The organism is Sorangium sp. So ce327 (assembly GCF_051530205.1).
GTDB lineage: Bacteria > Myxococcota_A > Polyangia > Polyangiales > Polyangiaceae > Sorangium > Sorangium cellulosum_B.
Genome location: NZ_CP150330.1, coordinates 315,725 through 329,009 on the forward strand (window position 1 = coordinate 315,725; position 13,285 = coordinate 329,009).

At 68.6% G+C, this 13,285-nt stretch carries 5 protein-coding genes; all 5 read left to right on the plus strand.

The window, feature by feature from the left end:
* The first annotated feature begins 195 nt into the window (after positions 1-195).
* The 5 genes from WME95_RS01215 to WME95_RS01235 all read left to right on the plus strand — a co-directional run bounded on the left by WME95_RS01215 (position 196) and on the right by WME95_RS01235 (position 13,088).
* Complete coding sequence (locus tag WME95_RS01215; protein ID WP_437906565.1) at positions 196-1,194, plus strand: trypsin-like serine protease; 999 nt, start codon at positions 196-198, stop codon at positions 1,192-1,194.
* A 284-nt stretch (positions 1,195-1,478) separates the two neighbouring features.
* Positions 1,479-7,430, plus strand: a complete 5,952-nt coding sequence (locus WME95_RS01220) for a protein kinase domain-containing protein (RefSeq protein WP_437906566.1) — start codon at positions 1,479-1,481, stop codon at positions 7,428-7,430.
* A gap of 505 nt (positions 7,431-7,935) precedes the next feature.
* On the plus strand, positions 7,936-8,568 hold the full coding sequence (locus tag WME95_RS01225; RefSeq protein ID WP_437906567.1) for a hypothetical protein: 633 nt from the start codon (positions 7,936-7,938) through the stop codon (positions 8,566-8,568).
* 325 nt (positions 8,569-8,893) lie between these two features.
* Positions 8,894-9,028 carry a hypothetical protein gene (locus WME95_RS01230; protein ID WP_437906568.1) on the plus strand — a complete coding sequence of 45 codons (135 nt, stop codon included), beginning with the start codon at positions 8,894-8,896 and terminating at the stop codon, positions 9,026-9,028.
* Positions 9,029-9,200: 172 nt separating this feature from the next.
* The gene (locus tag WME95_RS01235) at positions 9,201-13,088 is read left to right on the plus strand and encodes a protein kinase domain-containing protein (protein ID WP_437906569.1); all 3,888 of its coding nucleotides are present in this window, start codon (positions 9,201-9,203) and stop codon (positions 13,086-13,088) included.
* Positions 13,089-13,285 lie beyond the last annotated feature (197 nt).

Consider the following 13,285-nt stretch of genomic DNA (forward strand, 5'->3'; position numbering starts at 1 on the left):
GTCGGGCGGGAGGTGCCGGGTCGCTCTCACGGTGGCATCGCCAGACCGCCATTCGCCGGCGGCTCGGGCCCGCGACTCGTCGCGAGCGCGGCCGAAGCGGCGGCTGGCGGCGATCGCGGAGCCTGGCTCGGTTCTTGGACGGAGGGGGCACAGAGGCCGTGATCGACGGCCGATTCTGGGAAGGAGCCAATCGTCATGAAGAATGGTCTGATTCGTACTTCGAGCCGCGCGCTGCTGCTGTCGACCCTCACGCTCGCGGCCTTCGGCTGCGCCGACGTGCCCGATGAGGTCGTGGATCCGAGCGAGGACGTCGGAGAGGCACAGGGCGAAATCCAGAACGGGACCGCACCCGATCTGTGGACTCGGGCCAGGGTGGCGTCGCTCGACAACTGCACGCTCGGCAAGTGCACGGCGACCATCATCGGTCCGCGACATCTGCTGACGGCTGCGCGCTGCGCGCCGGAGAAGGGCGGCCACGCGATCTTCTATACGAGCAACAACCCCGACTACGTCGCAGCGGACGGGAGCACCGCCCGCACGATCGACGCGGTGAGCTATCCGCCAGGGGTCGATGTGTTGGCCGGGGACTACACCGACGTCAACGGGAAATTCGCGGACATCACCGTTGTCCGGCTGAGCTCGAACATCCCGGCGACGAGCGCGGTGGCGACCCTGGCGTGGAGCTATCCCTCCGGCGGCGACGATTGGGGTCTCAAGGTCGGTGCCGGCCGCCACAACGGGTACATGAACGATGACGCGGATCTCCGGGGCGTGCCTGATCAGACCTACTCGGACAACGGCAGCGGCGGGCACTTCCTGACCGAGAATGCGCAGAACAACGTCGGCGACGCGGGAGGGCCGTTCTTCTACTCGAACCGCGTGCTCGGCGCGCTCTCTGGAACGGTGTTCGAGTGGGAGTACCGAGACAAGTACACCAGCGTCCCGCTTCACCTCGATTGGATCCTGAAGACCATCGGCTACACGTTCCCCGGCACGACCACGAGCAACGTGAGCGTTCTCGGCGGCCTGTCATCGATCTACTTCACGAGCTCGAGCAAAGTGTGCTCGTACATCTGCGACAAGACCTCGAGCTGCGTCGCATTCACGTACACGCCCACGTTCGGCCAGTGCGAGCTCAAGAACTCGAACAGCGGGTCGTTCAGCTTCCCGGGCGCGACGAGCGGCGTGAAGTAGAGCGCGCGGCACGCGGGTCGTCGGCCGCGCCATGCCCCGGGCAGGCCCACCCAGGGCTCGCCCGATCGCGTGGACGCAGGGCGACACCGCATGCAGTACCCCGAGCGCGCCTTCGTGCGCCCCTCAGAACCTCCCGTCGTCAGGTGGCCGTGGAGGGCGCATCGCGTCGTTGCTCCTCGTCGCCCGGCTTCCGCAGCCCTCCTCGTCGCGTCCAGCACTGCACCCACGGCCGTCTGGCTCGGTCCGGTTTTGTCCGGCGCTCTTGTTCGCCTGACCCGGCGCCGGTGGTGGGCTGCGGCTGCAAGGTCAAGGAGAGCATCCGTGCCTCCCCCCCCGCGCTCGGTTCCGCGGGGTTACCAGGCCATGGCGCAAGCCACCGGTCGCATAAGCGATCGCGACGCCAACGTTGGATTCCAGAACGCCGAATACATCCGCCTACTTCCATGGCGTGCAGGGGGAGCCAGAAGGCTTCCACCCGGCGAGGCGAACCCGAACGCAGCGGGAATGGGGACTCGGGCCGCGGTATGGACGCCGTGGGGCGTTTTCAGTACCGTTCGATCCGAGGGATCATGCTCGATCTGATCGATTATGCGCCGGGGAAGATCGTCCACTGTGGACGTGAGACGCAGGTGATCCGCGCGGTTCACCGGCCCTCCGGGGCGCGCGCGGTGGTGAAGCTGCCGGTCGCCGGCATGCCGACCACGCGCGTCCTGGGGCGCTTGCTCCACGAGCACGACGTCCTCGTCAAGCTCGCCACCGTGCCGCAGGTGGCGAGGGTGAGGGCGCTCGAGCAGCGCGGCGGCGTGACGGCGCTGGTGCTGGAAGACCCGGGGTATCGCTCGTTGGACCGGGTGCTCGCGGAGCGGGGGAAGCTCCTGCTGGAGCCGGCGTTGCGGATGGCGCTCTCGCTGTCACGCGCGCTCGAGGGGGTGCACGCGGCGGGCGTGATCCACAAGAACATCCAGCCGCAAAACGTGCTGGTCGACGACGCGCTCACGCAGGTGGTGCTGCTCGAGTTCAGCATTGCCTCATGGCTGTCGCAGGAGGCGACTGTGGCGAGCATTCCGGAAGCGCTGGAGGGAACTCTGGCCTACGTGTCGCCCGAGCAGACCGGGCGCACGGCGCGCTCGCTCGATGCCCGCACGGACCTGTATTCGCTGGGCGTCGTGCTCTTCGAGGTGCTCTCGGGGCGCCGGCCCTTCACGGAGGCCGACGCGCTCGCGCTGGTGCACGCTCACCTGGCGAAGGGGCCGCCCGCGCTCGATGGGCTGGTTCCGGGGTTACCCGGCGCCGTGGCGCGGATCGTGGCGCGCTGCTTGGAGAAGCACCCCGAGCGGCGATACCAGACGGCCAAGGGGCTGTCGGCGGACCTGTCGCGCTGCCTGATAGAGCTCCAGGAGCACGGGCGGCTCGAGCCGTTTTCGCTCGGGCAGAGGGACTTCTCTGCCGCGCTGCAGATCCCGGAGACGCTGGTGAGCCGTGAAGAGGAGAGCCGGGGGCTCACGGCGGCCTTCGAGCGCGCGGCGGGCGGGGCCGTGGAGGTGCTGCTTCTCGGAGGGCCATCGGGCGTGGGGAAGACAGCGCTGGTGCGCTCGGTCTATCGTGAGATCGCGAGGTCGGGGCGGGGGCTGTTGCTCTCTGGAAAGCACGATCAGCTCGGTCGCTCGGTGCCCTACGCCGCGCTCGCGCAGGCCTTTAGCGGGCTGATGCGCAATCTGGCCGCGAGCCCGAGGCCCGTCTTCGACGGGTGGAAAGCGCGCATCGAGCTGGCGCTCGGGCCCCTTTCGCGGGTGATCGCGGATCTGGTGCCGGAGCTGGAATGGGTGATGGGGCAGCTCGCGCCGGTGCCGGTGGTGCCGACCGAGATGACGTACAACCGGCTCAAGCTGAGCTGGATTGAGTTCGTTCGCGCCGTGACGGACGCATCACCGCCGCTGGTGCTGTTCCTGGACGATATGCAATGGGTGGATCCGGCATCGCTGGAGCTCCTCAAGACGCTGCTCACCGACGTGGGGCGCAAGCACCTCCTGCTCATCGCCGCTTTCCGCGACAACGAAGCTGCGCCGAGCCACCCGCTGTGGAAGCTGGTCGAGGCGGTGGAGGAGAGCGGCGTGAAGGCGCCGCGGCTGACGGTGGGTCCCCTGGACGAAGCCTCGGTGCAGCGGTGGCTCGCGGCAGTGCTGTCGGCGGACGCCGCGCGCGCTGCGCCGCTCGCCCGGGCGCTCTGGAGCAAGACGGATGGCAATCCGTTTTTCCTGGGACAGCTCCTCCTGGAGCTCCATCGGCAAGAGCGGGTGCGGCGGCGCGCGGACGATGGTGTCTGGGAGTGGGACCAGGACGCCGTGGAGGGCGCGGCGGTGACCGACAATGTCGTGGAGCTGATGCGGCAGAAGGTCATGGAGCTGCCGGCGGAGACGCAGGAGCTGGTGGGGCAAGCCGCGTGCGCCGGGAATCGCTTCTCCTTCGGCGAGCTCGCGGTGATCGCAGGGGTGAGCCACGCGCAAGCGGCGAGCGGGCTGCGGTCGGCGCTTACGGCGGGGCTCGTGATCCCGCACGACGGGCAATACCGAGAGGCGCAGGCGCTCGCGGAGGCACGCCAGAGCACCGAGATGGAAGCTGGGTATCGGTTCTTGCACGACCGGGTGCAGCAGGCGTTCTACGAGCGCATCGCGCCGGGGCAGCGAGCGCGAACGCACCTGCTCATCGGGCGGCGGCTCCAGGCGGCATTCGAGCAGGAGGGCGGCTCGAACCAGAAGCTGATCGAGCTCACCCGGCACCTCAACCTGGGCGCCGAGGCGCTGTCGAGCGAGGCAGAGCGGAGGGAGCTCGCGCGGCTCGACCTGCGGGCGGCCAAGGCAGCCAAGGAGAACGGGTCGTACCGATTGCAGGCGATGCTGGTGGAGCAGGCGCAGGAGCTCCTGGGAGCGCGCGCCTGGCAGGACGAGCCGCAGCTCTCCGTGGAGCTCGCGCTCGAGCGGATCGAGGCGGACTTCATGTTGAAGGAGTTCGAAGAAGTGCACCGGCGTGCGCAGGAGCTGCTGGCATCGCCGCTCGCGCCGCTGCCGCGACTGGCAGCGCAGGAGCTGCGCGTGCGCGCGTACCTCGCAGCAGGACGATACACGGAAGGCGAGCGGCTGGGGCTCGCCGCGCTCGCGGAGCAGGGCATCACATATCCCGAGACGGACGAGGAGTGCATTGCTCAAGCGCTTCAATTGTTCACGGAGTATGACGCCTGGCTCGACGAGCACCCGGAGGGCTTCTCATCGATGCCTGCCGACCCTTCCGTCGAAAACCATCTGTGTGACGCCCTGAAGGCTGCGATGATGGTGTGTGTTTCGCTCGGGAGCCGTCCGGCGCTCGCCGCGATCATCAATGCGCGCAGCGCAAAGAACGCAGCGGAGACTGAGCGCCTGACGCCCGTGACGCCCTTCTTCCTCGTCTGTGTGGCGCTCGACCGCTCCGCCCTTCTCGGGGAGTTCCGGCGCGACGCACGCTGGGCTCGGGCGGGAGATCAGCTGGCCGGACAGCTTGCCTCACCCTTCCTGGCGGAATGCCGCCAGGCTCGAGGAAACTACGTCGCTTTCGAGCTCCCCGTAGAGCAGAGCCGGGAATTCTATCACGCCGCGCAGCGCGCAGGAGCAGCCTCGGGCTCGTTTCAGGGCACGAGCTGGGCATTGTTCGCAGAGCTGTATTACCTGGATCTCTGGCAGGGACGCCCGCTCGGCGAGGTGGCGGAAAAGGAACAATCGCAGCGCGACGTGATGCTGAGGGCGGGTGATGCACTCGGGCAGCACATGTTCGCGCTGGCCGCATGCTACACGAGCTTTCTTCGCGCGCCGCAGAACGCCCGACCGGGATCTGGCCGGGAGTGGCTGGCCGCGAGCTCCCGCTCTTTCGCCGCAGCGGGTTACAAGACGGTCGCTGAATACGCGCGACTGCAGGAGACGCATCTGTTCTTGGCATTCGGCGAGTACGCCCGAGCGCTCGACTGCGCCGATGAAGCGGAACATTTTCGTGCCACCATTTATGCCACTGCAAATGTTGCGGACATATCCCTGTGGCGTGGGCTCGCCGCTGCAAAGTGCTGGTCACCTGGGCTCTCCGAGGTGGAGCGCGCGGCGCTCCTGGCCAAGCTCGAGCACGGCATCGAGCGCTTCCGCTACTTTTCGGAGGGCTGCCCCGAAAACTTCCTCCACAAGCGTCGCCTTCTCGAGGCCGAGCGCGCCCGCATCCACGGCAAGATCGACGAGGCCATGGCCAGGTACGACGAGGCCATTACCCTCGCCCGCAAGGACGGCTTTCTCCATGTCGAAGCCCTCGCCGCCCAGCTCTCGGCGGAATACCACCTGGAAGCCGGGCGCGAGCGCATCGGTGCGCTCTATCTGCACGAGGCGCGCGACGCCTATCTCCGCTGGGATGCGCTGGCCCTCGTCGGCCACCTGGAAGCCAAGTATCCCGGCCTGCTGAACGTCCCCCTCGCCTCCGCAAGTGCCCGGCGCACCGCCGCGACGGCGCCTGCCGCGGCGGTGGATACGACGGGAGGCGCGGCGCTGGACGTGAGCACCGCAATCCGCGCGGCGCAGGCGCTCGCGAGCGAGCTCCACCCGGACCGCGTCGTAGGGCGCTTGATGGAGCTCGTGCTGGAGAACGCGGGGGCGCAGCACGGGGCGCTCGTGCTGGTGCAGGCCGGCGCGCTGGTCGTGGTGGCACGGCTCTCGGTCGCGGACGGCCGCATCGACGCAGGCCTGTCGGAGCCGCTCGAGGCGAGCGACGGGGTCCCGATCAAGGTGGTGCACTACGTGGCCCGAAGCCGCGAGGCCGTGCTGGTGGACGACGCGCAGCGCGAGAAGCGCTTCCATGACGACCCGTACCTGTCCACACACGCGGTCCGGTCGATCCTGGCTCTGCCGCTTTCCCATCAAGGGCGCCTGGTGGGCGTGCTCTGTCTCGAGCACCGGGACGCCCCATCGGCATTCCCACCCGCGCGCGTGTCGCTGCTGTCGGTGCTCGCAGCGCAGGCCGCCATCGCGGTGGAGAACGCCGTCCTGTATCGCGACGTGGAGGCGCAGGTGGGGACGCTGGAGGCACGCAATCGAGAGATCCAGCAGCTCAACGACGAGCTGCGGCGGCAGATCAAGCATCGGTCCCGCCGGCTCATGGAGGCGCTCCTGTCACAGGACACCCTGCCGTCGTCGAACGAAGCCTTGCAGGAAGGCGGTCTGCTCGGGGATTGTTACCGCGTCGTCCGTCCCATCGGCGAGGGGGGAATGGGAGCGGTCTACGAGGTCGAGCGCACGACCGATCGCGCGCGCCTCGCCGCGAAGGTGCTGCACTCGAACCCCGAGCACAAGGATCTGGCGCGCTTCATGCGCGAGGCACAGATCCTTGCGAGCCTGAGTCACCCGAACCTGATCTCCATCGTCGACGTGGACGTGACGAGCGAAGGCGTGCTGTACATCGCGATGGAGCTGGTCACCGGGGGGTCGCTGCGGGAGCAGCACGCGCGGTTCGGTGAGGTCCCGTGGGTGCTCTCGGTGCTGCGGCAGGCGGCGGAGGCGCTGTCCGTGCTGCACACGCAATCCATCGTTCACCGGGATCTCAAGCCGGAGAACATCCTGTTGCTGTCCGGAGCTCCGGGCGCGCGCCCCGTGGTGAAGCTGGCGGACTTTGGGATCTCGATCGTGCTCGACGACGCGCTGCGCGCGACAGCGCGTCGCGCGGCGCCGACGCGGCGTGAGCTCGAGCCAGCCCGCTCTGCGAAGCCCGGTCTCGCCGTCGCATCCATGGCCACGGAAGGCGCTGCGGAGGATGGCACCGGGCTCGGCGGCGGGCGGATGGTGCTCTCGGCGGAGAGCGCGCTCACTCCGGTCGAGCAGCGGGGGGACAGGCTCGGACGTGGGGCGCGAGTGACGCAGACCGGCGCGATCATCGGAACGCCCTTCTATATCGCGCCCGAGCTCATTGCCGGCTCCAAGGACGCGCAGCCGCCGTCGGACGTGTTCAGCCTCGGGGTCATCGCCTTCGAATTGCTGGTTGGATCCATGCCTTTCTCTCGCCCACCCGTGAGCTTCGGGCGCCATGGGCTGGAGCTCGACGTCCCGTCACCGCTGCGGCAATGCGCGGGTCTCCCGCTGGAGCTCGCGGAGCTGTTCGAACGCTGCCTCACCATGGAGCCGACAAAGCGCCCAGCCGCGCGGGAGATCGCGACGCGGCTCCGCGAAGCAGCGCCGCGATGATCTCGCGGTAGGAGAGTCAGTCGAGCTGCCGAGCGCTGCCGAGCGCTGGCGCCGCCGCACCAAAGCCGGCCAGCCGCGCAAAGAGAACGTTCAAGCCCTTGACCTCAGGGCTGTCTCATCGTCGATGTCCCCTCCACGGGATTCCCCTCGATGGGACGGGTGTCCCTTCCAGGGGACGGGCCCCCGGCAGGCTTGCCGTGAGGGCGATCCTCGTCGGGTTGAAGGCACCTGACGAACCGCCCTGTTGCCACCTCGTGCTCGGCGCAGGAAAGCGTGCGGGACCGGCCCGCTTGATCCTCTCGCTTTGGCCGCTCCGGTGAGGCGTCGGAGCCGAGAGGAGCCGACGGACGTCGCTGGGATCGCACGCGCGGGAGCTGGCATATCGGCTGCATATCCCCGGGCGTCCGGCGCGCGAGCGGAGAAGCCGTCGGAGAGGCGAATCGATGGGGCCGAATGGTCGGCAGCGTCGGTTTGTGCCGGAAAACATCCGCAAGGAATGCGGGAGATGAACATGGGCACCTCGAAGATCGTTCGTGGGATGGGTGTGGTGGTGTTCGGGATTGTCGGCCTCGCGCTCGCCGGTTGCGTGGGTGAGGAGCTGCCCGAGGACATGATGGATGGCGAAGCGCTCGTGGAAGACGTGATGGAGACCGCGGAGGCCATCGGTCCCGAGTGCGCCGCGGCCTTGCCGACGCAAACGTTCTCCGGAGGTATCGATGCCATGTCGCCCCAGACCTATAACACGGAGCACTGCTACAAGGCGGTTGTCTATGATGTGACCAATTACTCGGCATCGTTTACTGGCCCAGGGTCTCCTTCGGGGGGCACGCGGGTCTGGTGGGGGGAAAATTCTACCGCGGCAACGCAGGCCGAGTGCGAGAAGCTTTGGGTCAGAGCGGACCTCTTCGTGTTGGTCGCGGGCCAATGGGTTTACCTGGACCGCAAGGAGGCGAACGGCGAGTGGGTCCATCTCATCGACCTCTTCGACGAAGCCTCCTGCTGGGGTCCCGGCCTCGTCTTCACGGACTTGGATCCTGGGAAGACCTACCGCGTGGCGGCGACCGCGCGCACGAACAACACCAGCTCGGCGCCGACGCGCAGGGTCCGGGTAAGATCCGATAAGCCGGTATATTTCTGATTGTCCGATGTTCAGGTCGTCGAGTATGCTGACGCGCAAGTGACCACGGCGGGCGCGTGCAACCAACTCTGGGTGAGAGCGGACCTGTTCGAGCTCCACGCACCGGCGGGCCGGTGGATCTGGAAGGGCGCCCAAGAAGACGTTGGCCAATAGGACGATGCCTCGCCGTCCCACGCTGCCTACTGCGATGAGCCGTGGGTGGGGTTCGATCCGGCGGAGTTTCACGTCGGCAAGACGTACCGTGTGGCCGCGACCGCGCGAACGTCGGAGAGCAGCTCGGCACCTACGCGGAAGGTGCATGTCATGTCGATGGAGACGTATCACATTGAGTGATCGTTTGTTCTGTCACCACCTGAGCGGCGGCAAGGTGGCCGCCGCTCAGGTGGGCACGCCGTTCCTCATCATGATGCTTCCCCGGCAGGTGGCCTTCTGGTTCGGGAAGGTGACCGTGCACGGGTGACCGCCGCGCGCAGTAATTTCGTATGATTACGTCCATGCGGTGACTCGCCGGCCTGGCCCGGAGCTAGCGCAGCTATGGCTCGCTCGGCGACGGGAGCTCGCTTCACGGTCCCGCGAAATCGTGCTTTACGCACTCAGCCCCGCGCGCTGATAATGGCCCTGTGCGACGAGCGATGATCGTTGGGGAACGTTACGTCCTCGAGCGCCGCGCCGGCGCTGGTGGCATGGGGGAGGTGTGGAAGGCCATCGATCAAGCGACGGGCGAGGCGGTGGCCGTCAAGGTCGTGCCCGGCGGCGATGACGACGACGCGGCGCGGTTCGCGCGCGAGGCGCGGGTCCTCGCAGGGCTCTCGCATCCGGACGTGGTGCGGTACGTGGCGCACGGCGCGACCGCCGAGGGGGCGCCGTACCTCGTGATGGAGTGGCTAGACGGCGAGGATCTCGAGGCGCGCCTCTCGCGCGGACCGCTCGCGATTGACGAGAGCGTGGCCCTCGCCCTGCGCGTCGCGGAGGTGCTCGGCTACGCGCACGCACAGGGAGTGATCCACCGCGACCTGAAGCCGGGCAACCTGTTCTTGCCCGGAGGGCGCCTGGATGCGGTGAAGGTGCTCGATTTCGGGATTGCGCGGCTCGCGCACGCGACGCGGATGACGCGGTCGGGCATGATAATGGGGACGGTGTCGTATATGGCGCCGGAGCAGGCGCGGGGCGAGGCGAGCGTCGATGCGCGCGCGGACGTGTTCTCCCTGGGCTGCGTGCTCTTCGAGTGCCTGACGGGGGAGCCTGCATTCGACGGCCAGCACGCGGCGGCGATCCTGGCGAAGGTGCTGTTCGAGGAGACGCGGAGCGCGCGGAGCGTGCGGCCCGAGGTGCCGGAAGCGCTCGACGTGCTGTTGCGAAGGATGCTGTCCAAGGGGCGAGAGGAGCGGCCGATGGACGGCCGGGCAGCAGCGACGGCGCTGCGCGCGATCGAGGCATTGCCTTCCGGGCTGCCTGGAGGATCGATCCTGGCACCGTCATTGACAGGCGGTGAGCAGCGCGCGGTAGCGGTGATCCTGGTGAGTGCAGCCGCGAATGCCCAGGTGGAGCCGTTCGATGGTGTTTCGACCCTGGCGGTGGCCCCTGACGAAGCGACGATGTTGCGCCAGGCGGAGCTGCACGGCGGCATGAGCGAGCGCCTGGTCGATGGGTCGGCGGTGGTGGTGCTGGAGGGCGCGGCCACGGCGACCGATCTCTGCGCGCGCGCGGCGCGGTGCGCGCTCTCGCTGCGGGCGCGCGCCGGCGGGCGCCGCGTCGCGCTGGCCATGGGGCGCGGCGAGCGCGGGTCACGGTCGTTTGGGCCGGCGATCGACCGGGTGGCGCGGCTCCTGGATACCGCGACGGGCGACGTTGCGCCGGAGGGCGCGGTGATGATTGACGAGGTGGTCGCGGGGCTCCTGGACGCGCGCTTCGATGTGCAGCAAGGGGAGGGGCTCTTCGCGTTGCGCGGAGAGCGGCCGCTCGCCGAGGGCGCGCGCTTGCTCCTGGGCAAGGCCACGCCCTGCGTGGGTCGTGATCGCGAGCTCGGCACGCTGCGGGCGCTGTTCAACGAGACCGTGGAGGAGCGCACGGCGCAGGCGGCGCTGGTGGTGGCGCCGCCGGGTGTGGGCAAGTCGCGGCTGGCGCAGGAGCTCGTGCAGGAGCTCAGGGGGCGTGGCGAGACGGTGTCGATCTGGAGGGCGCATGGCGACGCGCTGCGGGCGGGGTCGCCCCTGGGCATGCTGGGGCAGGTCTTGCGGAGCGCATGTGGCGTTCGCGAGAGAGAGCCGCTCTCGGTCCGGCGAGAGCGGCTCTCGGCCCAGGTGGCGGCGTGGGTCGCGCCGAGCGAACGGCAGCGGGTCGCGGAGTTTCTGGGCGAAGTCGCGGGCGCGCCCTTCCCGGAGGAGGGCAGCCTGCCGCTGCAGGCCGCGCGGCTCGATGCGCGGCTGATGGCGAACCAGGTGCGCGCGGCATTCGTCGATTTCGTGGGGGCCGCCTGCGGGAGAGGGCCAGTGCTCATCTTGCTGGAGGACCTGCACTGGGGAGACACGATCACGGTGCAGCTCCTCGACGCGGCGCTGCGCGATCTGAAGGAGCGCCCGCTCTTCGTGCTTGCCCTGGGGCGCCCCGGGGTACGCGAGGTCTTCCCGAAGCTCTGGGACGAGCGCCGGCTGTACGAGATGCGGCTCAACCACCTGAGCCGGCGCGCGGCTGAGCGGCTCGCGCGGCACGTGCTCGGTGAGCGCGCGGACGCCGGCGTCATCGCGCAGATCGTGCGTCTATCGGAGGGGAATGCGTTCTACCTGGAGGAGCTGATCCGCTGGACGGCCGAAGGCAAGGGCTCGAAGACGCCAGAGACGGTCGTCGCCATGGTCGAGTCGCGGCTCGGGGCGCTCGACGAGGCAGCACGGAGGCTGCTCCGCGCGGCGAGCGTGTTCGGGGAGGTGTGCTGGGCTGGAGGCGTCGCGGCGCTCCTTGGGGGCGAGGCGCGCCGGAGCGACGTGATGGCCGGGCTCGCGGCGCTCGTGGAGCAGGAACTCCTGGTCGGCCGCCGCGAGAGCCGCTTCCTGGACGAGGAGGAGCTCGCATTCCGGCATGCGCTTCTGCGCGAGGGCGCCTATGCGATGCTGACCGAGCACGACCGGACGCTGGGCCATCGGCTCGCGGGCGAGTGGCTCGAGGCGCGGGGCGAACAGGACGCGCGGGCGCTCGCTGAGCATTTCGAGAAGGGCGGGGACGGGCCGGCCGCGGGAAGGCATTACTTGCGGGCGGCGCAGCAGGCGAGCTGCGGTGATGGGGTGCTGGAAACGGTCGTGCTGGCGCGCCGGGGGCTTGCGCTGCCGTTGCCGGACCAGCTGCGCATCCGGTTGCTCGGCGCACTGTGCGAAATCGCCGTCCTACGGATCAATATGGCGGTCTCCGTGCAGCACGAGTCCGAGGAGCTGATGCGGGGCGCTCCGCGCGGGAGCACACCCTGGATCCAGGGGGCGGGCGCGCGGATCGCGTTGGCTGCCGTGGCGGGGAACACCGAGGAGATCCTCTCGGTTGCGCGCGAGCTCACGGAGGTGGATGTTGCGCAGGACGCGCTGTACCCGATGGCGGTCACGCTGTCCACGGCCATTTTTTATCTCAGGATGAGCGGACATTCTTCGCAGTGGGATGCGATGCACGCGAAGCTTGAGGCGATCGCGCAGGCCGCTGGGAACCGCAGCGAGATCGTCGGGAGCCTCTACCTTCTGGTGATTGGGGGGTGGGCGCTGCAGCACGGCAATGATCCTGTCGGCACGCTGGAATACGCAAGGAAGAGCCAAGTGCTCGCCAGGGAGTGCGGCCATCCGGGCTTGATGAGCATGGGGAGCGTCATCGTGGCGCTGTGTATTTGGTGGCTGGGCGCCTCGGACGAGGCCGAGCGAATGCTTCGGGCGCTACCGATGGCAGATGCCGAGCCCACGCTCGTCTCGACCTTCGGGCCTTTTATCCTGGCCTGGCTGCTCGCGGATCGCGGCGAGGTGGGCGAGGCGCGCGCCGTGGCGATGCAACTCGTTACATTGGGGTGTGGCTACGGCCATCCGGGCGCCGAGGGCCAGGGCCGCTGGGTCCTCGCGGAGGTGCTGCGGCGTGCCGGTGCGCTCGAGGAAGCGGAACAGGAGGTTGAACACGCCCTCCTCTTGCTGGGGAGAGCGTATATTGCGGACGTGCCGGGCGCGCTCGCCACGAAGGCCGCTCTGAAGCTTGCACAAGGGAAGGCGCTCGATGCGCTCGCCGCCGCCGAGGAGGGCCTCTCGCTCCATGCGACCATGAACGCGTACGGGTATTTCGCCCGGGGTGGCGCCTTTCTCCGGCTCGCCCACGCCGAGAGCCTCGTGGCCACAGGGCGCCATGACGAAGCCCGCGCCGCCCTCGCCAGCGCTCGCGCCCGCCTCCTCTCGAGCGCCGAGAAGATTGTCGAGCCGGCCTATCGAGAGAGCTTCTTCGAGAACATCCCGGAGAATCGCAGAACACTCGCTCTCGCCCGGGAATGGCTCGATGAGGGAGGTGGCTGACATCCGCTGCGGAGGTACGCCGGCTCCAGGCAGTCGAGCGGGGGCGTGTCTTCGCCGTGCGAGCACGATTGGGCGAGCCCGGTTAGCTCGATTCCTGAGCGTATTTTCTGGATCCAGGGTGCGTCGGTCTGGTCTTTTTTTGAGTCGATTAGTCGATTTTCTGGATGTGGCTCGTGATTGTCTGGATCTGAGTGACG